This is a genomic window from Bradyrhizobium sp. CCGB12, assembly GCF_024199845.1.
Taxonomy (GTDB): domain Bacteria; phylum Pseudomonadota; class Alphaproteobacteria; order Rhizobiales; family Xanthobacteraceae; genus Bradyrhizobium.
On record NZ_JANADO010000001.1, the window covers coordinates 2,903,686 to 2,926,852 of the forward strand.

Sequence of the window (23,167 nt, forward strand, 5' to 3'; positions counted from 1 at the left end):
GTCAGAAGCCGAACGCGGCGGCGAGCGCGCCGTGCGGCAGGCTGACCTGGAACAGGCGCTCGAACACCACGTAGAGCGCGAGCGCCGTCGCGCCCGCCATGGCGAGCGCACGCGGCACGGATTGGTGCCGGGGGATCGCCAGCACTGCGAAGACATAAAACGCCGACGCGACGTACATCCCGGCCAGCGGAATCGCGGCCACGAAGATCGCAGCCGGCACGAACAGACCGGCCAGCCGGCGCAGCTCGATGGACGTGATGGCGATGGGGACATTTGCCAGTGCCGCGGCCGGCAGCACGCCCCGCACGAGATTGTAGAGGCTTCCAAGCACGATGATGAGTCCGGTCAGGAAGGGAAAAGTGCCGGCGTCCACGCCCGCGCTCGACCAGCCGATGCCGTTGTCCAAACTCTGGACCACCACAGCGACACCAAATCCGCCGGTGAGGACGGCAGTCGCAAGTTCAAGCGCGCGGCGCGAGATCATGGGCGGCTCCAGTCGGGCGGCGTGCAGCGGGAGATCGTGAATGGCGCACGCGTTTTCCGCGTCATCAAGTGTCGTCCCGGCCTAGTGCGCAGTGCGCACGGGGCCGGGACGACGGCTGTGTATGTGGCACGATGGCCGCGATGCGGCAGGACCCACTATCCATGCTGTCACCGCCAAGCCTCACTTCACGAGCCAGCCCTGCTCGCCTGCGACCTGCTTGACGTGATCGAGGTCCTCCTTGATGAACTTGTCGAACTCGGCACCGGTCAGGAAGGTGTCGACCTGGGAGGTCTTCTCGATGTAGTCCTTCCATTCTGGCGTCGCCTGCACCTTCTTCATGAGATCCACGTAGAACGCGGCCTGGTCCGGCGTGACCTTGCCGGGCAGCCACACGGTGCGCGGCTGCTCATATTGCTTGATGTCGAGGCCCTGCTCGACACAGGTCGGAACATCGCTCCAGCCTTCGGTCGCGGTGACCTTCGGCCCCTGCGGCAGCCGCTTGGGGCTGAAAACACAGAGCGGGCGTTGCGTGCCGCCGCGCCATTGTCCAAGGCTTTCGCTGGGATTGTTGACGTGGGAATCGAGGTGTCCGCCGGCGAGCTGCACGGCAGTCTCGGCGCCGCTCTTGAAGGGGATATAGGTCAGCTTGATGTGACCCGCCTTCTCGATCATGCGGGTCAAGACCTCGTCGGTGTCTTTCGACTGCGCGCCGCCCATCTTGAATTCCCCCGATGCGGCCGCCTTGAGATAGTCGCCCGCCGACTTGATGGGAGAGTCTTGCTTGACCCAGAGCAGAAACTCGTCCTGCGCCATCGCCGCGATCGGGGTGAGATCCGTGTAGTTGAAGGCAACCTTGGAGACGAGCGGCTGCTGCCACGCATTCGAGGTGCCGAAGATCACCTTGTAGGGATCGCCGGCGGAAGCCCTGCCGTAGACATAGCCTTCGGCGCCGCTGCCGCCGCCCTTGTTGACGACGACGATCGGCTGCTCCGTCAGCTTGTGCTTGGTAATGATGTTCTGCACCGCGCGGGCAAGATTGTCGGTGCCGCCGCCGGGTCCGGCCGTGGCCACGAACTCGATCGGCTTTTGCGGTTGCCAGGCGCTGAGCGCTGGAACCGTGCCGGCGAGCATGGTCGCGGCTGCGGAAAGCAGAAGTGTTGACGTCCGACCCATGATTTCCTCCAGCTGATTTTATCGTTTGTTCTTGTCGTATCGACGTCCGGTCAGGCGACGCGTTCCTCGCGTCTTCCCGATGCCAGCACGATGGCGCCCTCCTTTTCGAGCGCCTCGATCTGCTTCTGGTCGAACCCGTGCTCGGCCAGAACCTCGCCTGTGTGCTCACCATAGACCGGCGCGCCTGATCGCACTTTGCCTGGGGTCTCCGAAAACTTGACGGGAAGACCGATCGTCTTGACGGGACCGAGCGTGGAGTGCTCGACCTCCACCACCATCTCGCGCGCCAGCGTCTGCGGATCGCTGAGGGCTTCCAGCATGTCGTGCACGGGGCCGCACGGCACGCCCTTCTCGTCCAGCGCCGCAAGCCAATGAGCGCGCGATCTGGTGCGGAAGCGCTCGCTCAGGACCGCTTCGAGCTCCTTCAGATGCAACATGCGGTCGGCCCCGGTGACGAAACGCGGATCGGCGGCGAGCTCGCTGGCGCCGAGCGCCTCCAGCATCAGGAGCCAGTGCTTCTTGTTGGCGCCGCCGACCACGAGCCAGCCGTCCGAGGCCTCAAAGGCCTGGTATGGCGCGTTGAGCGGATGCGCCGACCCCATCGCGCGCGGTGCGGTGCCCGCAGCCAGCGCGATGGTCGATTGCCAATAGGTCTGCACCAGGGCGGCTTCATAAAGGGAAGTCTCGACCCACTGCCCTTCGCCGGTCTTGAGACGATGCGTATAGGCGGCGAGGATGCCCATGCTCGCGAGCAGGCCGGCGGTGATGTCGGACAACGGCGGACCGCATTTGACGGGCGGACCGTCGGGACGTTCGCCGGTAAAGCTCATGATGCCGCTCATGGCCTGCGCGACCAGATCGAAACCCCGGCGATGCTTGTAGGGGCCGGTGCGACCGAAGCCGGACAGCGAGCAGTAGATCAGCGTCGGGAATTCGGCGTGCAGCGCCTCGTAGCCGAAGCCGAGACGCTCCATGGCCCCCGGCGCGAAATTCTCGACCAGCACGTCGGCGCTCGCGATCAGCCGCCGCAGCACTCCTTTGCCGCCGTCGGTCTTCAGATCCAGCACGATGCCGCGCTTGTTGCGGTTCATCATCAGGAAGGAGGCCGCCTCGTCGCCGATCTTCGGCGGCACCGAATGGCGGGTGTCGTCGCCGTTCGGCCATTTCTCGATCTTGATGACGTCGGCGCCCATGTCGGCGAGCATCAGCGTGCAGGTCGGTCCCGCCATGACATGGGTGAGATCGATGACCTTGAGGCCGGCGAGCGGTCCCGAACGGCGAGAGGTGGATTGCGATCGATCGCTTTGCATCGGCCCGTCCTATTGGCCGCGCCATTGCGGCGCGCGCTTGTTGAGGAAAGCATCGAGCCCTTCGCGAAAATCCTGGCTCGTGTAGCACATCAGGATGAGGTCTTCGCCCTCGTCCCGCGTCAGCCGTCTTTGCAGACGAGCCACCGCCTGCTTGGTCGCATTCAGCGTCAGCGGCGCATGGCTGGAGACGAGGCGGGCCACCTCGTCGGCGCGCCGATCGAGAGCTGGGATATCGTCGACGACCTCGCCGAGCAGCCCGACGCTTGCGGCCTCCGTGGCGTCGACCAGGCGCGCCGTGAAAATGAGATCCTTGACCCGCGCAGCGCCTACGAGCGCCGTGAGACGGCTGACATTGGACATCGACAGGCAATTGCCGAGCGTGCGGGCGATCGGGAATCCAATTCTGGTGCTCTTGGTGCCGATGCGGAGGTCGCAGGCCGCAGCAATACCCGCGCCGCCTCCGGTACAGAATCCGTTGATCGCCGCGATCGTCGGCACCCGGCACTGCTCCAGCGTGGTCAGCACGCGATCGATCCGGTTTTCGTAGTCAATGGCGTCCTGCGGCGACTTGAATTCGCGGAACTGGTTGATGTCGGTGCCGGACGCAAAGGCCTTATCGCCGGCCCCGCGCAGCACCAGCACCTTGATGGCAGGGTCGCGGTTGGCCTCCTCGCAGATCGTGGCGAGCCGCTCATACATGGCGAAAGTGAAGGCGTTGCGGGCCTGCGGGCGGTTGAAGGTGATCCGCCCTATTCCGTCCTGGCGCTCGAAGACAAGGTCTTCTGCGTCCACTTGCAGATCCATTTCCTCATGCCTTTCTGTTTTTTGCTTTTTGAATGCAAAATTTAGGATTTACAAGCTGGAACTTGCTATTTTGCAGCTGTTAGCTCATTTTTGAATGCAAATTGAGACTTAGACCTATGCTTCATGAAGAAGTCGTCGGACGCATCCGCACCATCCTGCTGGACGGCGACATCCCGCCGGGCGCGCGGATTCCCGAGCGCGAGCTGTGTGAGCGGCTCGATATCTCGCGGACCCCACTGCGCGAGGCGCTCAAGGTGCTGGCCGCGGAAGGCCTCGTGCAGCTGCTGCCGCATCGCGGCTCGCGCGCGGCGAAGCTGACCGACAAGGACATGCGCGACCTGTTCGAGGTCTGCCAGGGCCTCGAAGCCCTCGCCGGCGAGCTCGCCTGCGAGCGCATCACCGACGCCGAGATCGACGCGATCGCCAACGCGCATGCGGACATGGTGCAGCAATATCGCGCGGGTGATCTGATCCAGTACTATCGCGGCAACCGCGCCATTCACGAAGCCATCGTCAACGCTGCCGGAAACCCCGTGCTCGCGGGGTTGTACACATCCGTGACCGCACGCATCCGGCGCGCGCGCTATGTCACGCCGATGACGCCGCAACGCTGGGCGCTCGCCGTCAGGGAGCACGAAGCGATCCTGAATGCGCTCCAGCGCCGCGACGGTGCCGGCCTCTCCCACATCCTGCGTGCGCATCTGCGCCACAAACGCGAAGAAGTCTTGCAGGCGGGTTTTGCGGATACGGAAGGCACTGACGTCACGCTGAGAATTGCGTAACGCGCAATTCCGCATTGCCAGGGTTGCGAAACGTGCTGGCACGCCACGTCCCTGCTCCGCATACACCCGCAGACCAATTCCACTTGCTAGCTTGTCGTAACCAGCGCAGCATGGCTTTCGCCGACCTGCGGCCGCGTGCCGACCGGGCCGGCCCCAACGCGCAAATAATTGCGCAAAACAAAAGACAAAAGCGGAGGAAACGCATGACAGTCGATGTCTCTCGTCGGTCCCTGCTCGCGCTCGGGGCAGGTCTTGGCGCCAGTGCCATGCTCGGCAGCAGCGCAATGGCGCGCGCTCCCAAGCTCGGCACACAGACGCCCTACTGGCACCGCTTCATTCTCGGCGATGCCGAGGTGACGGTTGTATCCGACGGGCCGCTGCCGCTCGGCGATCCCTCCGGGACTTTCACCGGCGTTCCCAAGGAAGATGTCAAGAAGATGCTCGCCGACAATTTCCTGTCGCCTGACAACGTCGTGCTCGAGCAGAACTCGCCGATCGTGAACACCGGCGACAAGCTCATCCTGTTCGACACCGGCATGGGCAGCTCGAAAATGTTCGGCGCCAGCACCGGCCGGCAACAAAAGAGCATGACCGAGGCCGGCATCAAGCCGGGAGACATCGATGCGGTGGTCTGCTCGCATGCCCATATCGATCATATCGGCGGCATCGTGGACGAGGGCGGCAAGCCGCTGTTTCCGAACGCGCAGATCTACATCTCCCAGACCGATTTCGACTTCTGGACCGACGAAGGCAAGCTCGGCAGCCCCGCCAAGGACTTCGTCGTCCACGCCCGCAAGAACCTGCTGCCGGTCCGCGACCGCATCGTGTTCTTCAAGGACGGCCAGGAATTCCTGCCCGGCGTGCAGGCAATTGCGGCGCCGGGCCATACCGTCGGCCACACCATCTTCATGGTCACGTCGGCGGGGAAATCGTTCGCCTTCCTCGGCGACCTCTCGCACCATTCGGTGCTGTTGCTGGAGCGGCCACGGATGGAGTTCTCCTACGACACGGATCCCACGCAAGCGGCTGAATCGCGCGTAAAATTGCTCACGATGCTTGCGGCGAACAAGACCCCGGTGATGTCCTATCACTTCGCCTGGCCGGGCTATGGCCACGTCGCCAAGGCCGGTGACGGTTTCCGCTATTATGCCGAACCGATGCAGATGACGTTGTAGGTCACCAGGTCGTTCGTCAGAGCAGGTCCGGGCAGCCCACGCTTCCCGGACCTTTTGCTTGCCGCCGCGCGCCGCATATCGGTTTTTCGTATTATCTACATATTCGATTGTAAGAGCCAATATTATTCGTTTGTCAAAACCATTCTCCTGCGTAGCCTGAGCAGCGCGCTATCGCCGGCTGCCCGAAACGGGCGCCACCACAAATGGCGAGGCACGAGGAGGATGGGAATGACGACGACGCTCGACGCATCGGGAACGCCTGCACGTTCGCTGCTGCCCTTTCTCGATCGCGAGCACACGATCGCAAGGCCGGGCTACAGCCGATGGATGGTGCCGCCCGCGGCGCTTTGCGTGCACCTGTGCATCGGCCAGGCCTACGCCTTCAGCGTCTTCAATTTGCCGATGACCAAGCTGATCGGCGTCGCTCAATCGGCACCCGGCGACTGGAAGCTGACCGAGCTCGGTTGGATTTTCTCCATCGCGATGGTGTTCCTCGGACTGTCGGCCGCCGTGTTCGGACGCTGGGTCGAGGAAGGCGGCCCGCGCAAGGCGATGTTCACCGCCGGCGTCGCCTGGGCGAGCGCATTCCTGATCTCGGCCCTCGGCGTCCATCTCCACAATCTCTGGATCATCTATCTCGGCTACGGCGTGATTGGCGGCTGCGCGCTCGGAATCGGTTACATCTCGCCGGTTTCGACGCTGATGAAATGGTTTCCCGACCGGCCGGGGATGGCGACCGGCATGGCGATCATGGGCTTTGGCGGCGGCGCGCTGATCGCCTCCCCCTTCTCCGTCTGGCTGATGAGCAAGTTCGCCAGCACGAATGACGTCGGTGTGCTCGGCGCCTTCGTCACGCTCGGCTGCGTCTACTTCGTCTTCATGATGGTCGGCTCCGCCATCGTGCGCGTGCCCGCGCCGGGCTGGAAGCCGGAGGGTTATGTGCCGCCTGCGGCCGCCAGCAAGCTGATGACCAAGAACGACGTGTTCGTCTATCAGGCGATCAAGACGCCGCAGTTCTGGCTGATCTGGATCGTGCTGTTCTGCAACACCACCGCCGGCATTGGCGTGCTCGGCCAGGCCTCGGCCATGAGCCAGGAGATGTTTCCCGGCCACATCACCGCGGTCGCGGCGGCGGGTCTGGTCGGCCTGATGAGCCTGTTCAACATGGGCGGACGTTTCAGCTGGGCCTCGATGTCCGACTTCATTGGCCGCAAGAACACCTATTTCGCCTACATGGTGCTCGGAATCGCCCTCTACGTGACCGTGCCGTATGCCGGCGCGAGCGGCAATGTCGTGCTCTTCGTGCTGTGCTTCCTGATCATCGTCAGCATGTATGGCGGCGGCTTCTCCACCGTGCCGGCCTATCTGCGCGACATGTTCGGCACGCGTTATGTCGGCGCCATCCACGGCATCCTGCTCACGGCCTGGTCGATGGCGGGCATCGCCGGGCCGGTGCTGATCAACTACATCCGCGAGTACAACGTCACGCATGGCGTGCCGAAGGCGCAGGCCTACAACACCACCATGTACATCATGGCCGGACTGCTCGTGGTCGGCTTCCTCGCCAATCTCTGCGTCCGTGCCGTCGACAAGCGTCATCACATGAAAGACGAGGACAACGCAGGTCTCGAGCCGGCGCGTGCCTGACGCACGCCGCACCAAAGGAGGCGATCATGACAACGACATCACGAAGCGACGCGTCATTCTCCCAATTGCTCCTGAGCTGGGCCGCCTACCGGGTGTCCCAGACGATGGCGGCGATGAGACCGGAGCATCGCGCCGGCGAGATCGCGGCCGCAGCGGCGGCGAGCAACAATCCCGCGGGGGCGTGACATCATGCAGAACGTTCGGACGGCGAAGACCACGCCGCTGCAATTGGCGCTGGCCTGGAGCTTTGCGGGCATCCCCCTGCTCGCGGGCGTCATCCAGACCCTGCTCAACGCCATGAAGCTGTTTCAGTAGGCGGCAAATGCGTCCCACGAACAAGCGCGCAACGCCTCTTAGCGGTGCGCGGCAGTTGATCACCGACGAGGGCTTCACCGTCACCATGCTGACCGCAGTGATCGCCGCTGCGGTTCTCGCCTTTGGCTTCGACGCAACTGCGGACATCGTTGTCGCGACGCTTGCGCTCGGCGCGGTGACGGCGCTCGCCGAGACCCGCCTGCACAGGCGCGGATAGATTCGGACCAACGAACCGTCAGCGTCGCGTGCGCGCGCTACGCGCCGGCGCTTCCGTTACGCGCCGGCTCTGCTCGGCGGCGAGCTCGCGCATGATCGAGATTGCGCCGTGGACGTGATCGTCGGGCTGGTCGAGCGAATAGACCACATAAGCAGGCATCGAAAACTTCGGCGCGCCGGCCACGAGGTGCAGGCGCCGCGCCCTCAGCAGCGGCTCGACGATGCGGCGCGCGAAATAGCCCGAGCCGCCGTTGGCCAGAACGTGCTGAAGCCCGAGCCAGCCGATATTGGCTGATAGCGCGGGCCCCGCGAAATTGGGAAAGACGGCGCTGTGGCGGGCGTAGAATTCGGGCCCCCAGTCGACATAGACATAGCCATCCTGCGGCTCCGGATCGCCTCTCGGATCGGTCGAGACCAGCACGAGCTGCTCCTCGATCAGCAACTCGACCTTGAGGCCGGGGCGGCTCTGCGGGGTGTACATCACGCCGATGTCGATGCGGCCCTCGACCAGCCCCTGCATCAATTCAGGTTCGAGCGCGCTCTCGGCGCGGATGGAGATCTGCGGATTGGCCTGCTGCATGCGCGGCACCCAGAGCAGCAGAAACTCCTCCCACAGGCCGATGCGGCCGCCGACCACGAGCGCGCCGCTAAAGCCCTTGGGGACGCCGACATCGTGCCGGGCCTGCTCGACGGTGCGAACAAGCGTCGAGGCGTGACGCTGGAACTGCCGCCCGGCCGCCGTGAGCGTTGCGCCGGCCTTGTTGCGCACGAACAGCGTGCAGCCGAGCAGCTCTTCGAGCGAGTGGATCCGCGTCGAGACAGTGGATTGGCTGACATGAAGCCGCTCGGCGGCGGTGATGAAATTGCCGGTGGCAACCACCGTCAGGAATGTACGCGCAAGCTCGGTATCCACGGACACCCCCACATCGAAATTATCGATATGAAAGGCGCTCACTTCAGGGATGTCAAACCCAGGAATTGTTGCCTAGCAGCCAAGCTTGTCGGCGATGCCGCCGAAATCCCTGGCAACGACATCCCAATTGCCGGTCGCCTCGAAATCGATCTTCTGGAGCGGACCGTACTCCGTCGGCCGCGGGACAAATGCCGTCTTCAATCCGTTCTTCTGCGCGGCCGCGAGATCGCCGTTGTGGGCGGCGACCATCATCACCTCCTCCGGCTTGAGGCAGAGCAGGCGCGCGGCGCCGAGATAGGTCTCGGGATCGGGCTTGTAGTGCTCGAACAGCTCGGCCGACATGATGAGGTCCCACGGCAGGCGAGCGAACTTCGCCATGTTGGTGAGCAGCGCGACGTTGCCGTTCGACAGCGGCGAGATCACGAATTTGGTTTTCAACCGGGTCAGGCCCGCGACGCTGTCGGGCCAGGGATGCAGGCGGTGCCAGCCCTTGGTGAGGTAATCGAGATCGGCCTCGGTGAGGCCCTTGATCGAGAATTGATCGACCAGCTTTTCCAGCGAGCGGCGGTGCAGATCGTCGAGCATGACATAGCCGCGCTCGGCATGTTTGCGCACGTCGTCCATCGAGGCCATGTACATGCCGCGCCAGCCGTCGACCAAAGCGGTCCAGTCTGCGCCGATGCCGCGCTGCTTGCCCCACCACATGAAGTCGGTGATCAGGCTGGTGCGCCAGTCCACGACCGTCCCGAACACGTCGAAGACGAGGGCTTTGACGGCGGAAAGGTCGGACATATGCGCTTCCTGTGATTGTTCTTATTGTCATTCCGGGACGCGCAGAGCGCGAGCCCCGGAATCCATTTCACACTGGACTCTGCCGCCCGATGGATTCCGGGTTCTCCGGGCCGCGCGCTTTGCGCGGTCCGGTCGCCCCGGAATGACCAGAAGGCCTCAGTCCAAATGGAACTTCGCCAGCTCGCGGTGCTCGGCCTTGATGTAGCGCACGGTGCCGGTGACGGAGCGCATCACCACCGTCTCAGTTTCGATCACGCCGTCCTTGCGGAATTTGACGCCCGAGAGCAGCGAGCCCGTGGTGACGCCGGTGGCCGCGAACAGGCAGTCGCCGCGCGCCATGTCCTCGATGCCGTAGATCATCTTGGGATCGTTGACGCCCATCTTGGCGGCACGCTCGCGCTTCTCGTCCGAATCCAGGATCAGGCGGCACTGCATCTGGCCGCCGATGCAGCGCAGCGCCACGGCCGCGAGCACGCCTTCCGGCGCACCGCCGGTGCCGAGATACATGTCGACGCCGGTGTTGTCGGGATCGGCGCAATGGATCACGCCGGCGACGTCGCCATCGGTGATGAGGCGGACAGCGGCGCCGGTCGACCGCACGCTCGCGATGATGTCGGCATGGCGCGGACGGTCGAGCACGAGGACCGTGATGCCATCAGGCTTGACGCCCTTGGCCTTGGCAAGGCGGCGGACGTTGTCCGCCGGCGAGGCGTCGAGATCGACGACGCCCTTGTCGTAGCCGGGGCCGATCGCGAGCTTCTGCATGTAGACGTCGGGCGCGTGCAGCAGCGTGCCGCCGTCGGCCATCGCCATCGTGGCGATCGAGCCCGGCATGTTCTTGGCGCACAGCGTGGTGCCTTCGAGCGGATCGACCGCGATATCGACTTCGGGGCCCGCCTTGAGGCCGACCTGCTCGCCGATATAGAGCATCGGCGCCTCGTCGCGCTCGCCCTCGCCGATCACGACGGTGCCCTGGATCGGCAGCTTGTTGAGCTCGCGCCGCATGGCGTCGACGGCCGCCTGGTCGGCGGCCTTCTCATTGCCGTGGCCGCGCAACCGCGCCGACGACACTGCCGCCCGCTCCGTCACCCGCACGATCTCCAGCGTGAGGATGCGCTCGAGCAAAGCGTGCGGGGGGACTGAAATATGGGTCGACATCGGCTTACTCCTTCAAACGGTTCTGGACGGACATCTCCGTCCGCATCAACTCGCAACGCCCACGGTTCGTTCGAACCGCCTCATTGTTTGAGCATCCTCTTTCCGGAAGGCCGCGTCATTTTGCGCAAGCACGGCCCTCCGGGTCCGGAGCATACTCTAGTTCTTCTCGATCCGGATCACCTGCGGCCGTCCGCTGATCACCTTGTCGCGCTGCACGGCAGCGAGCGCGCGGCGCACGGCGTCCTCATGCGTCGCATAGGTGATCAGGATGACGGGCACGGGGACCGCCTTGCCGTTGCTGGGCGCAGCGCCGCCATTGGGATGACGCTGCACGATCGACTCGATCGAGATCTTCTGTTCTGCAAGCCGCGTCGCGATCGCGGCCGCAGTGCCAGGGAAATCGCGCGCGAGCAGGCGGATGTAATAGCCGCCCTCATGACGTTCCATCGGCGCCTTCTTGGTGTCGCGCAGATGCGAAGTCGGCCGGCCGAACGGGTTGGCGCGGATGCCGCGCGCGACATCGGCGATATCAGCGACGACGGCCGATGCGGTCGCCGCTCCCCCGGCGCCGGGCCCGACCAGCGTGATCGGCGGAATCCCCTCGCCGTCGATCGTGACCGCATTGGTGACCCCCATCACCTGCGCGATCGAGGAAGATTTTGGCACCATGGTGGGATGCACGCGCTGCTCGATGCCCGTGGCGGTGCGGACCGCGACGCCGAGCAGCTTGACGCGATAACCGAGATCGGCCGCCGCGCGAAGGTCTTCCGGCGCGATGGATGAGATGCCTTCGACATACACCGCGCTTTGAGCAACTTTCGTGCCGAAAGCGAGGCTGGCGAGAATGGCGAGTTTTTGCGCGGTGTCATGGCCGTCGACGTCGAAGGACGGGTTGGCTTCGGCATAGCCGAGCCGCTGCGCGTCCTTCAGGCATTCGGCGAAAGACAGCCCCTCCTGCTCCATCCGGGTCAGGATGTAGTTGCAGGTGCCGTTGAGGATGCCGTAGACGCGGTTGACCCCGGTTCCGGCAAGACCTTCGCGTAACGTCTTGATGACAGGGATCGCGGCGCCGACCGCTGCCTCGAAATTCAGCGCACCGCCGTGCTTTTCGGCCGCCTTGGCGAGCTTGAGGCCATGCTTGGCGAGCAGCGCCTTGTTGGCGGTGACGACCGACTTGCCGGCGTCGAGCGCGGCTTCCACCGCCGACAGCGCGGGATCGCCGGCGCCGCCCATCAGCTCGACGAAGCAATCGACCTCGGGATGCGTGGCAAGCGCCATCGGATCCTTCGCCCAGTCGACGCCGCGCAGGTCGACGCCGCGCTTCTTCGCCTTAGAGCGCGCCGTGACCGCGACGACGCGGATGCCCCGGCCGCTGCGGCCCGCGAGCACGCGCGCCTGCGTTTCGATCAAACGGACGACTTCGGCACCCACGGTGCCGAGCCCCGCTATGCCCACTTTCAGGGGTGCGACCATGATGCTTTTCGAAAACCTGTCGAAGAGAATTAGCGCCGGTTGGCGAGCGGAACGACGTTGTGCAACGTTTCGATGCCGCTTTCAAGGAAGCGGCGCACGCCGCGCGCGGCCTGCCTGATCCGTTGCTCGTTTTCCACCATGGCGATGCGGACATATCCTTCGCCATGTTCGCCGAAACCGACGCCGGGCGAGACCGCCACGCCGGACTTCTCCACCATCAGGGTCGCGAACTGCATGCTGCCGACGCTGCGGAAGGCCTCAGGCAGCGGCACCCAGGCGAACATCGAGGCCTCCGGCGGCGGAATCTCCCAGCCGGCCCGGCCGAATGATTCCACCAGCGCATCGCGACGCTTGCGATAGGTGTCGCGCATCTCCTTGATGCAATCGTCCGGGCCGTTCAATGCGGCGGTCGCTGCGACCTGGACCGGCGTGAAGGCGCCGTAGTCGAGATAGGATTTGACGCGGGCGAGCGCCGCGATCACGCGCTCATTGCCGACCGCAAAGCCCATGCGCCAGCCGGCCATCGAATAGGTCTTCGACATCGAGGTGAACTCGACGGTGACGTCCATCGCGCCCGGCACCTGGAGCACCGAGGGCGGCGGGTTGCTCTCGTCGAAATAGACCTCGGCATAAGCGAGATCGGACAGGATCAGGATCTCGTGCTTCTTCGCGAATGCGACGAGGTCCTTGTAGAAGTCGAGGCTCGCGACATAGGCCGTCGGGTTCGAGGGGTAGCAGACGACGAGCGCCAGCGGCTTGGGGATCGAATGGACGATCGCCCGCTCCACCGCCTCGAAGAACTGCGGCGTCGGCTCAGAGGGCACCGAGCGGATCACGCCGCCGGCCATCAAAAAGCCGAAGGCGTGAATCGGGTAGCTCGGGTTCGGACAGAAGATGACGTCGCCCGGCGCGGTGATGGCCTGCGCCACATTGGCAAAGCCCTCCTTCGAGCCCAGCGTCGCCACGACCTGGGTGTCGGGGTTGAGCTTCACACCGAAGCGGCGGTCATAATAGGCGGCCTGGGCCCTGCGCAGCCCCGGGATGCCGCGGGAGGCCGAGTAGCGGTCGGTGCGTGGCTTGCCGAGCGTCTCCTTGAGCTTATCAAGGACGTGCGGCGGGGCCGGCAGGTCCGGATTGCCCATGCCGAGGTCGATGATGTCGGCGCCGGCATTCCGCGCGGCCGCCTTGGCCCGGTTGACCTGTTCGAACACGTAAGGCGGCAGGCGGCGGATGCGGTAAAAATCTTCCATGGCTCTCTGGGCTCCGGGCAACCGGTCAGGACAGAATCGACAGGCCAAGACGGCCGTTCGGAAAGGCATTCATCCTTTCGCGAAAATCACTCAAAATCAAATATTTAGAGCAACATTCAACGACGAGGACTGAAGTCGTTCGCCCTGAATCTCGGCTGAACTGAGGTCTTTTAGCACGGCAAGACGGAGGCGCCAGCGATTACCTTGCACCGGCTCACTTGCTCACGCTCACTTTGGCGCTCACTTTGCATCCTTGGCGGCAGCGGCTTGGCGATCGCGCGCGGCGGCGAGTTCGGCCTCGATCTTGGCGCGCTGGTCCGGCGGAATGACCGCTTGATCGCGGTCCGGCGGCAGGTCGTGCACCGGCAGATAGCTGCCGGGCTCCTTGGGATGCGCCTGCGCATCCGCGGGCGTGAGATCCGCGAGCTGGCTCGAGCAGCCGCCCAGGGCGAGCGCGGCAATCAGCAGCGCGCCGCGGATCGGCAGCGTCTTTTGCAGGTCCCATAACGCAAACACTTGGGAAATCCCCTACTCGTCCCAAAGCACGGCCCCGGGCAACTTTACCCAAGACCATGCCCAAGCTCAAACCATTGCTGCCCAAATGGTGTGAGCGAGAAAGCAGCCCGGCACTACCAAGCCGAGCGGTGCGGCTCGATTGTGACGGAACCAAGAAAATTTGTCGCACTGCAACACATCTTCGAGAGTGTTTAACGCCAAACATGCGAGCTTCGCGGTGACGAATACGGAATGAATCGTTACTGTTCTACGCATGAGTACAGTCACAACCGACACGCCCAAATCCGGCAACAAGTTCGAGACGAAGTTCGATGCCGAAGCCTTCGCGATGAATGTTGCGCGGGCGATGGAGAGCGGTGGCAAGGCGCTCGCCGCCTACCTCAAGCCGCGCGAGAGCGGCGAGGTGCAGGATCGCCCGCCGCCCGAGCTTGCCGAGGTCGTCAAGACCTTCACGTCGGTCGCCGAATACTGGCTGTCGGACACGTCTCGCTCCTCCGATCTCCAGACCAAGCTCGCCAAGGATTATCTCGATCTCTGGGGCTCGGCGGTGCGCCGCATGGCCGGACAGGACGCCGAGCCCGCGATCGGGCCCTCACCGCGCGACAAGCGCTTTGCCGATCCGGAATGGAAGTCGAACCAGTTCTTCGATTTCGTGATGCAGCTCTATCTGCTCACGACCAGATGGGCGCAGGAGCTGGTGCGCGACGCCGAAGGGCTCGATCCGCATACGCGCCGCAAGGCCGAGTTCTACGTCCAGCAGGTGACCAACGCGCTCTCGCCATCGAACTTCGTGCTGACCAATCCGGAGGTGCTGCGAGAGACGGTGGCGTCCAGCGGCGAGAACCTCGCGCGCGGCCTGAAGATGCTGGCCGAGGACATCGCGGCCGGCAAGGGCATGCTGAAGATCCGCCAGTCCAATCCGGACAATCTCGTCGTCGGCGTCAACATGGCGACGACGCCGGGCAAGGTGATCTACCAGAACGAGATGATGCAGCTGATCCAGTATTCGCCGACCACGGAGACGGTGCTGCGCACCCCGCTCCTGATCGTGCCGCCCTGGATCAACAAGTTCTACATCCTCGATCTCAAGCCGGAGAAATCCTACATCAAGTGGTGCGTCGACCAGGGCATCACCGTGTTCGTGATCTCATGGGTCAATCCCGACAAGCGGCTCGGCAACAAGAGCTGGGAAGACTACATGAAGGAAGGCCCGCTTACGGCGATGGACGTGATCGAGAAGGTCACCGGCGAGATGAAGGTGCACACCGCCGGCTATTGCGTCGGCGGCACCATGCTCGCGACGACGCTGGCCTGGCTCGCCGAGAAGCGTCGCCAGCGCGTGTCGTCGGCGACGTTCTTCGCGGCCCAGGTCGACTTCACCCATGGCGGCGATCTCCTCGTGTTCGTCGACGAGGAGCAGATCGCAGCCCTCGAGCACGACATGAAGACGGCCGGCGTGCTCGAAGGCTCCAAGATGGCGATGGCCTTCAACATGCTGCGCTCCAACGATTTGATCTGGTCCTATGTCGTCAGCAACTATTTGAAGGGCCAGCAGCCGAGCGCGTTCGACCTGTTGCACTGGAATTCCGATGCGACGCGCATGACCGCGTCGAACCATTCCTATTACTTGCGCAACTGTTATCTGGAGAACCGGCTATCGACCGGCTCGATGGTGCTCGACAACACGCTGCTCGACCTCTCCAAGGTCAAAGTGCCCGTCTACAATCTCGCCACCCGCGAGGACCATATCGCGCCGGCGGAATCGGTGCTGTACGGCTCGCAGTTCTTCGGCGGCCCGGTGAAATACGTTCTGTCCGGCTCGGGCCACATCGCCGGCGTGGTCAATCCGCCGGCCTCGAACAAATATCAGTACTGGACCAACGACAACATCAAGGACGTCAACGTCGCGCAGTGGATGAAGGGCGCCGTGGAGCACAAGGGCTCGTGGTGGCCGGACTGGCGCCAATGGCTGGGTGAACTCGATCCGGAGGAGGTCCCAGCGCGCGCGGTCGGCAGCGACGCCCTGCCCCCGATCGAAGACGCGCCCGGCAGCTATGTCAGGGTCCGCGCATAGCGCATGATCCGGAAAAGTGCGAAGCGTTTTTCCGAAAAGGTCATGCGCAAGCAAAAGCTTTCTTGCGCATGGCGCATTCTTGCGCGCTTTCGTATAGACTCGCTCTCACCACAGCGACGACAGAGGGGACCGGACTATGACGCGCGAATTGTTCTGGCTGACACTGACGGTGATCCTGACCGGCATCCTCTGGGTCCCCTACATCATCAACCGCTGTCAGGTTCGCGGCCTCGGCGGCGCCATGGCCAATCCCTCGCGCAGCGACAAGCCGCAAGCCGAATGGGCCAACCGCCTCATGTTCGCGCACGACAACGCGGTCGAGAATCTCGTGATCTTCGCCCCGCTTGTGCTGATCCTGAACGCGATCGACTATTCCAGCAAATGGACCGTGCTCGCCTGCGCCGTCTATTTCTGGTCCCGCGTCGCGCATCTGATCGTCTACGCGATCGGCATCCCGGTGTTCCGCACCCTCGCCTTCACCGTCGGCTTCCTCGCCCAGGCCGTGCTGGCGCTGGCGATCTTCAGGGTGCTCTAAAGCCCGTGCCGGACGCGTGGTGGCGGTAGCGATGGAGAAGGAAACCGCGCGGGATTTTCTTGAATTCCATGACCTCGGCGCGGAAGCGATCCTGTCCATCATCGACCGCGCGCAGGTGCTCGCGGCGGCATGGAGCAACCGCGCCATGCCTCAGCGTCTCGCCGGCAAGCGCGCGGCACTGATCACCGATGACAGTGGATGGAGGAATACGACGGCCTTCGATCTCGGCATCCAGGCGATGGGTGGCATCTGTGTAAGCGCGCCGGTCAGATTCAACGCGGGCGAGGCGACGGCCGATCTCGCCAAATATCTCGACAATTGGTTCGACGTCCTGATCGTGCGCACCAGGGAGCTGTCGACCCTGCGAGCGCTCGCATCGAACGCCCACGCGCCGGTCGTCAACGCAAGGACGCGGTCAAATCACCCCTGCGAAACGCTCGGCGATCTCGCTTATATCAGAAGCAAGAGAGGGCATCTCGACGACCTCAAGGTCGCGGGCGTGGCGCCCGATGCAAACATCCTGCGTTCCTGGGTCGAAGCCTCCATCGCCCTGCCGATCAACGTGACCCAGATCTATCCGGCGGACCGGCATGTCCGAGACATTGCAAGTCCGAGGTTCTCGGCAAGCACCGATCTAGATGCTTTGTACGATGCGGACGTGATCATCACGGACTGCTGGCCTGACGGCGCACATGAGGATCAACTTGGACCCCACCGGATATCGGCGTCGTTGCTCGACAAATGCCGCAGCGACACGATTTTTCTGCCCTGCCCGCCCGTGACCAGGGGCCAGGAGGTCACCGCTGATGCTATGTCGCATCGCGCCTGCCAGAGCCCGGCGGCGAAGGCCTACCTGCTCCACGCGCAGAACGCGCTGCTGGAATGGATCGCGGCATGATTGGCGCCATCGATTGGCGTGCGGGCCCGGACGCTCAGCCCGCCGGCTTGCGCATGACGAGATTCAGCATGCTCGCTGGCGTCTGGTCGAAACTCTGGATTTGGTTGTTGTCCGCTGACAGCGTGATCCACGGACCCGCGCTGGCGTAGATCGCGTCCAGCCATTGGCGTGGCGGATAGTTGTAGTAGCGCCCGAGACTGTCCCGACCGTCGCCCTCGCCCATCTTGTAGCTGGCGTAGAACACGCCCGACGGCTTGAGCGCGCGATGAATCCGCCTGAGGATTCCGGCCAGCTCTTCGCGCGGGACATGGAGCAGACACGCGCTGGCCCAAACACCGTCATAGGCCTCTTGCACATCGAGTTCATCGAACCGCATCGCCTCGACGGGATGGCCGAGCCGCTGTGACGCGATCGCGGCCATTTCCGGCGAGCCGTCAGTGGCGCGCAGCGAAAAACCTTCCGCCAGCATCACCGCTGCATGATTGCCGGCGCCGCAGCCAAGTTCGAGGATAGCGCCGCCGGGTGGCAACAGAGCGAGAAAGCCCTTGAGCCGCGTCGACGGTGCCTTCGCCCAGTCTGCATAGGACTGGGCGTTGCTACGATAAAATTGCAGAGTTCCCTCGTCCACGATCCCACCTACGGAAACAGCGCGATCTGCTCCAGGCCCGTAGTCTCGGGGAAACCGAACATCAGGTTCATGTTTTGGATCGCCTGCCCGGCCGAACCCTTCACCAGATTATCTAGCGTGGAAATCACGATCGCGCGGTTCTTGATGCGGTCGGCGACGACGCCGATCTGCACGTAGTTGGAGCCGCGGACATTCTGGGTCTGCGGCAGCACGCCCTTCCTGGCGACATGCACGAAGGGCTCGTTGGCATAAGCCTGCTCCAGCACGGTTCGCAGATCGTCCGGCGTCGCGCCGTTGAGCTTGACGTAGGAGGTGCAGAGCTCGCCGCGCGCCATCGGAATAAGATGCGGCGTGAAGTTGATCGTCACTGCAGAACCGACGGCGACGCCGATCTCCTGCTCGATCTCGGGCGCGTGCCGGTGGGTGCCGACCGAATAGGGCGATAGTCCCTCGCCCGCCTCGCTGAACAACGTGCTCTGTTTCAGCCCGCGGCCTGCGCCGGTGACGCCCGATTTCGCGTCGATGACGATGTCGTCGACGTCGATCAGTTTGGCTTTCGCAAGCGGCACCAGCGCGAGCAGCGCCGCCGTGGGATAGCAGCCGGGACAGGCGACCAGCCGCGCCGACGTGATCTTCTCGCGATAGAATTCGGTGAGACCATAGACCGCTTCGCCCTGCAGCTCGAGCGCCCGGTGCTCATGTCCATACCATTGCGCATAGGTGTTCTTGTCCCGCAGCCTGAAATCGGCGGACATGTCGAGGACCTTGATTTTGGGATTTGCCTTGAGGACCGCGGCGATGATTTCCTGCGTGGTGCCGTGCGGCAGTCCGCAGAACACCGCATCGAGCTTGCTCCAGTCGACCTTTTCCCATTCCACGAGTTTCGGCAGGTCCAGCATGAAGAAATGCGGAAACACGTCGCCCATCGACTTGCCGGCGTGGGTGTTGGCGGTGAGCGCGATGATCTCGGCATTCGGATGCCGGGCCAACAGGCGCACCGCATCGGCCCCGGTGTAACCGGAGGCGCCGAGAATGCCGATCTTCTTCGAGCTCATCACGCGTACCTTTCAGGCGTCATTTGGTCGTCTTGCCGGGGTAGAAAGTCGCAGCGTCGCTCCGTCCACCGGGTTGGCCTCGCGAGCAACGTTCGATCAGCTATTGTCGGCAAGGCCCAGCATCAGCCGCATGTTCTGTACGGCTGCGCCCGAGGCGCCCTTGCCGAGATTGTCGAGCCGGGCGACCAGCACCGCCTGGTGATATTTGTCGCTGGCGAAGACGTAGAGCTCGAGCATGTTGGTCTCGTTGAGTGCCTCCGGCTCCAGCCGCCCGCCCTTGGTCGCCTCGTTCTGGAGCGGCATCACCGAGACGTATTTCGAGCCGGCATAGCGCGTTGCGAGGGCAGCCTGAAGATCAGCACCGCTGGGCTTGCCCGGCAGCGCGTCGAGCTGGAGCGGCACCGACACCAGCATGCCCTGCCGGTAGTTACCGACCGAGGGAATGAAGATCGGCCGCCGGGTCAGGTTCGAATAGAGCTGCATCTCCGGCAGATGCTTGTGCTCGAAGCCAAGGCCGTAGAGCTCGAAGGACGGCGCGCTGCCGTCTTCGAAGCTCGCGATCATCGACTTGCCGCCGCCGGAATAGCCGCTCACTGCGTTGACGGTGACGGGATAGTCAGGCGGCAACAGGCCGGCATCGACAATCGGCCGCAGCAGCGCGATCGCACCGGTCGGATAGCAGCCGGGATTCGAGACCTTTTTCGCGGCCTTGATCTTGCCGGCCTGGTCCGCCGTCAGCTCGGGAAAGCCATAGGCCCAGTCGGGCGCGACCCGGTAGGCGGTGGAGGCGTCCAGCACCTTCGGTCCCGAAGCGCCCATGCTGTCGACCAGCGCGACGGTTTCCTTCGCGGCATCGTCGGGCAGGCAGAGGATGACGAGATCCACCTCCTCCATCAGCGCCTTCTTGGCCGCGGGGTCCTTGCGTTTGTCGTCGGCGATGGTCTTCACCGCGACGTCGCCCTGCAGCTTCAGCCGCTCGTTGATGCCGAGCCCGGTGGTGCCGGAGCCGCCGTCGACGAAGACGGTGGCCGGCTTCTTCGCCGCGCCGGTGGTCGGGGCTTTCGTGGTCTCAGCGAGGCTCATGGCGCGCTCCTTTCGAGCATGTTGGTGTCGTCTGCGAAAACTTGTTCAGTGAAGGCTTGCGGCCGGGTCTGCCGCATCAATTGCGAGATCTGCCTGGCGTCGGCATCGCCGTCGCCAAGCGCGCTCGCGATCGCTGCGTAGTCGGCATCCGACTTGTGCTGGTTCAGCTTGAAGCTGCCTTCGACCTCCTCAACCGTCATGACCAGACCCACGATCGCCTTCTTCATCGCCTCGAGCCGGCCCGCCGTCATCTTCGCCGATGTCCACGGTTTCTTCGGCAGCAGCCAGTTCTCGAACTTGTCGCTGAGCGTGTCGATCTGCACGGCCAGCTCGTCGTCCGACAACAGCCGCACCGGACCGCCGAGATGCACCGACTGGTAGAGCCAGGTCGGCACCTGATCCGGCGAGACGTACCAGTCCGGCGACACATAGGCATCGGGACCGTTGACCGCGAGCAGCCAGGACGCAGCGCCGCCCGCAAGCTTTAGCAGCGGATTGTGACGGGCGACATGAAAGGCGGCCTGCGGCGTGCCGTCCGCCGCGTAGGTCAGATAGAACGGCAGCGGCGATGCGACCGGCTTGTGGCCGTCGAAGGCGCACATGGTGCCGAAGCCGCGCGCCTCGGCGAATTTCAGGCTCGCGGCGCGGTCCTGCTTGAAAAAGGGTGGCGTATACATCGTGGTCTCCTGCTGGGCCTCCTTGGGAAGCCGCCGGATCAGATCGCGCTGACAGGAGAAAGAATGCCGCGGATCGGATCCAGCGGCAAAGACGATGATCTCAAACGCGATCGACCGCCCAAACCGCAAGAGTGCGGCGGCGGCGACGGGCGAACAGGATGGTCGCGGCGTTGATCATGGCGCGGGCCTATAAGGCCGGCGGGTTCCAGGGTCAAGTCAAATCCGTGGCGTTCGCGGGCAGGTTGCCGCACCCGCACTGATGTCATCGGGGTGCAGCGGAATTTCCGTTAAGCATAGGGGTTCCCGAGAATGACCGACGCGACACAACCCCGCCGGTCCGTGTGCCTTTCGTTCGCAACCCAGCCCAGGACATCGCCATGACCGAGATTACTCGTCGTGCAACGCTAGCCGGCGCCGCCGCCTCGGCGCTCCTGCCCTTCGTGAAGACCTCGCCCGCGAGCGCTGCCGCGCCCCCGGCTGCGTCCCAGAATGCGAGCTTCTACCGCTACAATGTCGGCAGCCACCAGATCACGGTGGTCTGCGACGGCGTCATTACGGTCAACCTGACCGACAATTACGCGGCCGGCGCCAGCAAGGACGACGTCAACAAGGTCTTTGCCGAGCATCACCTGCCGGCCGACAAGGTCACCCACACCTTCAATCCCGTGGTCGTCAACACCGGGCCGAAGCTCGTCGTCATCGACACCGGTCTCGGGCCCGACCAGTTCACGCAGACCAAGGGCAAGGTGGGCCAATTCCACAACAACCTCGCAGCCGCCAGCATCGACCGCGCGGCGGTCGACACCGTCATCATCTCGCACTTCCACGGCGACCACATCAACGGCCTGCTCGCGGCCGAGAACAAGCCGGCCTTCCCCAACGCCGAGATCATGGTGCCGGCGGTGGAATGGAAGTTCTGGATGGACGACGGTGAGATGAGCAAGGGGACCGGCAATCCCATCCTCGAAAACAACTTCAAGAACATCCGCCGCGTGTTCGATGCGCTCGGCCGCAAGGTCACGCAATACGAGTCCGGCAAGGAAGTCGCGCCCGGCATCACCTCGGTGGCAAGCCCGGGCCACACGCCGGGGCACAACTCCTTCATCGTCGCCTCGGGCTCCGAGAAGGTGCTGGTGCAGGTCGACATCACCGCGGGCGCGGCGTTCCTGTTCGTGAAGCACCCTGAGTGGAACATCGCCTCCGATGTCGACAAGCCGCTGGCGCAGCAGACACGGCGAAAGCTCTACGACATGGCGATCGCCGAGAAGATGCCGATCCAGGCCTTCCATGCCGCCTTCCCCGGTCTCGTCCGGGTCGAGAAGGACGGCTCCGGCTATCGCTGGGTTCCTGCGATCTGGAACGCCTCGCTGTAGGCTGCCTCAGGCCCTGGCCGGGCGGCCCTGCTGCCCGGTCAGATCAGACGCCAGGTCCATTCCATCAGCTTCGCGATCACGTCGCCGAACAGCAGCAGTGCCGCCGACCAGACCAGCGCCGAGACGAAATTGGCGATCTGGAAGCTCCAATAGGGCATCTCGAAGATGCCGGCCGCGAGCGGTACCGAAGCGCGCAAGGGGCCGAAGAAGCGGCCGATGAAGATGCTCGGCACGCCCCACTTCCGCACGAAGGCCTCGCCCCTCGGCAGGAGTTCCGGATAGCGCGAGAGCGGCCATATCTGGGCGACCCTCTCCTTGTAGCGGAAGCCGAACCAGTAGGAGACCCAGTCGCCGAGTGCCGCGCCGAGGCCGCCGGCGATCCAGACTGGATAGAAGCTGATGCCGCTCACCCCGATCAACGCACCGATCCCCACCAGCGCGCCCCAGGCCGGGATCAGCAGCGAGATGAAGGCAAGCGACTCGCCGAAGGCGAGCACGAACACGATCGGGGCCGCCCAAGCCTGGTGAGCGCGCACGAAGTCGGCCAGGGCGTGCGCAAACTGCTCCATTCCAGATTTAGCCTTCTCGCCCTATCTCAAGGTGCTGCTCGATGAAAAGGACTGGTAAGCCAAGGGCTTGTGTGACATCAAGTCACAAAGCCCGGGCCCGGGTGTGCTGGGACGTCAAATTGCCGGGAACTGACGTGCCTACGGCGTAAAATCGCCGGGATTGGCTCCCAACCACACGGCCCGGCCCGCCCCCGCGGTAACCTTTCCAAGTCAGAAGTGGCATAGTCGGCCTAACCGATTCGCCGCTGATGCGGCCCTCAAAATGTA

The 23,167-nt window shown here is 64.1% G+C and carries 25 protein-coding genes; 10 read left to right on the plus strand and 15 right to left on the minus strand.

The features are described 5' to 3' along the window. Position 1 precedes the first annotated feature (1 nt). From NLM27_RS13970 to NLM27_RS13985, 4 genes are all read right to left on the minus strand, one after another. Positions 2-484 (minus strand): tripartite tricarboxylate transporter TctB family protein, encoded by a 483-nt coding sequence (locus NLM27_RS13970; protein WP_254143847.1) that lies wholly within the window; start codon positions 482-484, stop codon positions 2-4. Between the two features lie 180 nt (positions 485-664). Continuing rightward, the gene (locus tag NLM27_RS13975) at positions 665-1,657 is read right to left on the minus strand and encodes a tripartite tricarboxylate transporter substrate binding protein (RefSeq protein ID WP_254143848.1); all 993 of its coding nucleotides are present in this window, start codon (positions 1,655-1,657) and stop codon (positions 665-667) included. 50 nt (positions 1,658-1,707) lie between these two features. Then, entirely contained in the window at positions 1,708-2,967 is a 1,260-nt protein-coding gene (locus NLM27_RS13980) for a CaiB/BaiF CoA-transferase family protein (protein ID WP_254143849.1), read from the minus strand. Positions 2,968-2,976: 9 nt separating this feature from the next. Beyond that, complete coding sequence (locus NLM27_RS13985; protein ID WP_254143850.1) at positions 2,977-3,771, minus strand: enoyl-CoA hydratase/isomerase family protein; 795 nt, start codon at positions 3,769-3,771, stop codon at positions 2,977-2,979. A 116-nt stretch (positions 3,772-3,887) separates the two neighbouring features. Between NLM27_RS13985 and NLM27_RS13990 the strand changes: the two genes are divergently transcribed. The 6 genes from NLM27_RS13990 (at position 3,888) to NLM27_RS14010 (ending at position 7,907) form a co-directional block, all read left to right on the plus strand. After that, positions 3,888-4,553, plus strand: a complete 666-nt coding sequence (locus tag NLM27_RS13990) for a GntR family transcriptional regulator (RefSeq protein ID WP_254143851.1) — start codon at positions 3,888-3,890, stop codon at positions 4,551-4,553. Positions 4,554-4,756: 203 nt separating this feature from the next. Then, positions 4,757-5,728: an MBL fold metallo-hydrolase gene (locus NLM27_RS13995; protein ID WP_254143852.1), complete on the plus strand. Its 972-nt coding sequence runs from the start codon at positions 4,757-4,759 to the stop codon at positions 5,726-5,728. Between the two features lie 228 nt (positions 5,729-5,956). Further along, positions 5,957-7,375, plus strand: a complete 1,419-nt coding sequence (locus tag NLM27_RS14000; protein WP_254143853.1) for an OFA family MFS transporter — start codon at positions 5,957-5,959, stop codon at positions 7,373-7,375. A 26-nt stretch (positions 7,376-7,401) separates the two neighbouring features. Further along, on the plus strand, positions 7,402-7,560 hold the full coding sequence (locus tag NLM27_RS14005; RefSeq protein ID WP_254143854.1) for a hypothetical protein: 159 nt from the start codon (positions 7,402-7,404) through the stop codon (positions 7,558-7,560). A 4-nt stretch (positions 7,561-7,564) separates the two neighbouring features. Continuing rightward, entirely contained in the window at positions 7,565-7,690 is a 126-nt protein-coding gene (locus tag NLM27_RS43580) for a hypothetical protein (protein WP_256569968.1), read from the plus strand. Between the two features lie 7 nt (positions 7,691-7,697). Beyond that, positions 7,698-7,907: a hypothetical protein gene (locus NLM27_RS14010; RefSeq protein ID WP_254143855.1), complete on the plus strand. Its 210-nt coding sequence runs from the start codon at positions 7,698-7,700 to the stop codon at positions 7,905-7,907. Between the two features lie 18 nt (positions 7,908-7,925). Here NLM27_RS14010 and NLM27_RS14015 read toward each other — a convergent pair whose 3' ends face one another. The 6 genes from NLM27_RS14015 to NLM27_RS14040 form a co-directional block, all read right to left on the minus strand. Then, complete coding sequence (locus NLM27_RS14015) at positions 7,926-8,819, minus strand: LysR family transcriptional regulator (RefSeq protein WP_254143856.1); 894 nt, start codon at positions 8,817-8,819, stop codon at positions 7,926-7,928. Between the two features lie 72 nt (positions 8,820-8,891). Beyond that, complete coding sequence (locus tag NLM27_RS14020; RefSeq protein ID WP_254143857.1) at positions 8,892-9,611, minus strand: haloacid dehalogenase type II; 720 nt, start codon at positions 9,609-9,611, stop codon at positions 8,892-8,894. A 156-nt stretch (positions 9,612-9,767) separates the two neighbouring features. After that, positions 9,768-10,769: a class II fructose-bisphosphatase gene (gene glpX, locus NLM27_RS14025; protein WP_254143858.1), complete on the minus strand. Its 1,002-nt coding sequence runs from the start codon at positions 10,767-10,769 to the stop codon at positions 9,768-9,770. A gap of 156 nt (positions 10,770-10,925) precedes the next feature. Continuing rightward, complete coding sequence (locus NLM27_RS14030; protein WP_254143859.1) at positions 10,926-12,242, minus strand: homoserine dehydrogenase; 1,317 nt, start codon at positions 12,240-12,242, stop codon at positions 10,926-10,928. A gap of 29 nt (positions 12,243-12,271) precedes the next feature. Further along, positions 12,272-13,492, minus strand: coding sequence for an LL-diaminopimelate aminotransferase (locus NLM27_RS14035; protein WP_254143860.1), 1,221 nt, complete (start codon positions 13,490-13,492; stop codon positions 12,272-12,274). Between the two features lie 240 nt (positions 13,493-13,732). After that, positions 13,733-14,008 carry a hypothetical protein gene (locus NLM27_RS14040; protein ID WP_254143861.1) on the minus strand — a complete coding sequence of 92 codons (276 nt, stop codon included), beginning with the start codon at positions 14,006-14,008 and terminating at the stop codon, positions 13,733-13,735. Between the two features lie 253 nt (positions 14,009-14,261). Here NLM27_RS14040 and NLM27_RS14045 point away from each other — a divergent pair, with 253 nt between their 5' ends. The 3 genes from NLM27_RS14045 to NLM27_RS14055 all read left to right on the plus strand — a co-directional run bounded on the left by NLM27_RS14045 (position 14,262) and on the right by NLM27_RS14055 (position 17,515). Next, the gene (locus NLM27_RS14045; RefSeq protein WP_254143862.1) at positions 14,262-16,082 is read left to right on the plus strand and encodes an alpha/beta hydrolase; all 1,821 of its coding nucleotides are present in this window, start codon (positions 14,262-14,264) and stop codon (positions 16,080-16,082) included. Positions 16,083-16,218: 136 nt separating this feature from the next. Next, positions 16,219-16,617 carry an MAPEG family protein gene (locus tag NLM27_RS14050; protein WP_254143863.1) on the plus strand — a complete coding sequence of 133 codons (399 nt, stop codon included), beginning with the start codon at positions 16,219-16,221 and terminating at the stop codon, positions 16,615-16,617. A 31-nt stretch (positions 16,618-16,648) separates the two neighbouring features. Beyond that, positions 16,649-17,515, plus strand: a complete 867-nt coding sequence (locus NLM27_RS14055; protein ID WP_254143864.1) for an ornithine carbamoyltransferase — start codon at positions 16,649-16,651, stop codon at positions 17,513-17,515. Positions 17,516-17,549: 34 nt separating this feature from the next. Here NLM27_RS14055 and NLM27_RS14060 read toward each other — a convergent pair whose 3' ends face one another. The 4 genes from NLM27_RS14060 to NLM27_RS14075 form a co-directional block, all read right to left on the minus strand. Then, complete coding sequence (locus tag NLM27_RS14060; protein WP_254143865.1) at positions 17,550-18,143, minus strand: class I SAM-dependent methyltransferase; 594 nt, start codon at positions 18,141-18,143, stop codon at positions 17,550-17,552. Between the two features lie 8 nt (positions 18,144-18,151). Continuing rightward, positions 18,152-19,198, minus strand: a complete 1,047-nt coding sequence (gene argC / locus NLM27_RS14065; RefSeq protein WP_254143866.1) for an N-acetyl-gamma-glutamyl-phosphate reductase — start codon at positions 19,196-19,198, stop codon at positions 18,152-18,154. 96 nt (positions 19,199-19,294) lie between these two features. Continuing rightward, entirely contained in the window at positions 19,295-20,281 is a 987-nt protein-coding gene (gene argC, locus NLM27_RS14070; RefSeq protein ID WP_254143867.1) for an N-acetyl-gamma-glutamyl-phosphate reductase, read from the minus strand. Next, positions 20,278-20,958, minus strand: coding sequence for an FMN-binding negative transcriptional regulator (locus NLM27_RS14075; RefSeq protein WP_254143868.1), 681 nt, complete (start codon positions 20,956-20,958; stop codon positions 20,278-20,280). The genes argC (NLM27_RS14070) and NLM27_RS14075 overlap by 4 nt, the downstream gene beginning before the upstream one ends. 377 nt (positions 20,959-21,335) lie before the next feature. Between NLM27_RS14075 and NLM27_RS14080 the strand changes: the two genes are divergently transcribed. Next, positions 21,336-22,331 carry an MBL fold metallo-hydrolase gene (locus tag NLM27_RS14080; protein ID WP_254143869.1) on the plus strand — a complete coding sequence of 332 codons (996 nt, stop codon included), beginning with the start codon at positions 21,336-21,338 and terminating at the stop codon, positions 22,329-22,331. A gap of 38 nt (positions 22,332-22,369) precedes the next feature. Here NLM27_RS14080 and NLM27_RS14085 read toward each other — a convergent pair whose 3' ends face one another. Continuing rightward, the gene (locus NLM27_RS14085; RefSeq protein WP_254143870.1) at positions 22,370-22,900 is read right to left on the minus strand and encodes a DedA family protein; all 531 of its coding nucleotides are present in this window, start codon (positions 22,898-22,900) and stop codon (positions 22,370-22,372) included. Positions 22,901-23,167 lie beyond the last annotated feature (267 nt).

What these genes read in the sequence shown, in the direction of transcription:
- NLM27_RS14050 (WP_254143863.1), top strand. Translation starts at nt 16,219, where the DNA reads ATGACGCGCGAATTGTTCTGGCTGACACTGACGGTGATCCTGACCGGC.
- NLM27_RS13985 (WP_254143850.1), bottom strand. Translation starts at nt 3,771, where the DNA reads ATGGATCTGCAAGTGGACGCAGAAGACCTTGTCTTCGAGCGCCAGGAC.
- NLM27_RS14085 (WP_254143870.1), bottom strand. Translation starts at nt 22,900, where the DNA reads ATGGAGCAGTTTGCGCACGCCCTGGCCGACTTCGTGCGCGCTCACCAG.
- NLM27_RS43580 (WP_256569968.1), top strand. Translation starts at nt 7,565, where the DNA reads ATGCAGAACGTTCGGACGGCGAAGACCACGCCGCTGCAATTGGCGCTG.
- NLM27_RS14000 (WP_254143853.1), top strand. Translation starts at nt 5,957, where the DNA reads ATGACGACGACGCTCGACGCATCGGGAACGCCTGCACGTTCGCTGCTG.
- NLM27_RS13995 (WP_254143852.1), top strand. Translation starts at nt 4,757, where the DNA reads ATGACAGTCGATGTCTCTCGTCGGTCCCTGCTCGCGCTCGGGGCAGGT.
- NLM27_RS13970 (WP_254143847.1), bottom strand. Translation starts at nt 484, where the DNA reads ATGATCTCGCGCCGCGCGCTTGAACTTGCGACTGCCGTCCTCACCGGC.
- NLM27_RS14045 (WP_254143862.1), top strand. Translation starts at nt 14,262, where the DNA reads ATGAGTACAGTCACAACCGACACGCCCAAATCCGGCAACAAGTTCGAG.
- NLM27_RS14075 (WP_254143868.1), bottom strand. Translation starts at nt 20,958, where the DNA reads ATGTATACGCCACCCTTTTTCAAGCAGGACCGCGCCGCGAGCCTGAAA.
- NLM27_RS13990 (WP_254143851.1), top strand. Translation starts at nt 3,888, where the DNA reads ATGCTTCATGAAGAAGTCGTCGGACGCATCCGCACCATCCTGCTGGAC.
- NLM27_RS13980 (WP_254143849.1), bottom strand. Translation starts at nt 2,967, where the DNA reads ATGCAAAGCGATCGATCGCAATCCACCTCTCGCCGTTCGGGACCGCTC.
- NLM27_RS14080 (WP_254143869.1), top strand. Translation starts at nt 21,336, where the DNA reads ATGACCGAGATTACTCGTCGTGCAACGCTAGCCGGCGCCGCCGCCTCG.
- NLM27_RS14005 (WP_254143854.1), top strand. Translation starts at nt 7,402, where the DNA reads ATGACAACGACATCACGAAGCGACGCGTCATTCTCCCAATTGCTCCTG.
- NLM27_RS14010 (WP_254143855.1), top strand. Translation starts at nt 7,698, where the DNA reads ATGCGTCCCACGAACAAGCGCGCAACGCCTCTTAGCGGTGCGCGGCAG.
- NLM27_RS14035 (WP_254143860.1), bottom strand. Translation starts at nt 13,492, where the DNA reads ATGGAAGATTTTTACCGCATCCGCCGCCTGCCGCCTTACGTGTTCGAA.
- glpX (WP_254143858.1), bottom strand. Translation starts at nt 10,769, where the DNA reads ATGTCGACCCATATTTCAGTCCCCCCGCACGCTTTGCTCGAGCGCATC.
- NLM27_RS14030 (WP_254143859.1), bottom strand. Translation starts at nt 12,242, where the DNA reads ATGGTCGCACCCCTGAAAGTGGGCATAGCGGGGCTCGGCACCGTGGGT.
- NLM27_RS14020 (WP_254143857.1), bottom strand. Translation starts at nt 9,611, where the DNA reads ATGTCCGACCTTTCCGCCGTCAAAGCCCTCGTCTTCGACGTGTTCGGG.
- argC (WP_254143867.1), bottom strand. Translation starts at nt 20,281, where the DNA reads ATGAGCCTCGCTGAGACCACGAAAGCCCCGACCACCGGCGCGGCGAAG.
- argC (WP_254143866.1), bottom strand. Translation starts at nt 19,198, where the DNA reads ATGAGCTCGAAGAAGATCGGCATTCTCGGCGCCTCCGGTTACACCGGG.
- NLM27_RS13975 (WP_254143848.1), bottom strand. Translation starts at nt 1,657, where the DNA reads ATGGGTCGGACGTCAACACTTCTGCTTTCCGCAGCCGCGACCATGCTC.
- NLM27_RS14055 (WP_254143864.1), top strand. Translation starts at nt 16,649, where the DNA reads ATGGAGAAGGAAACCGCGCGGGATTTTCTTGAATTCCATGACCTCGGC.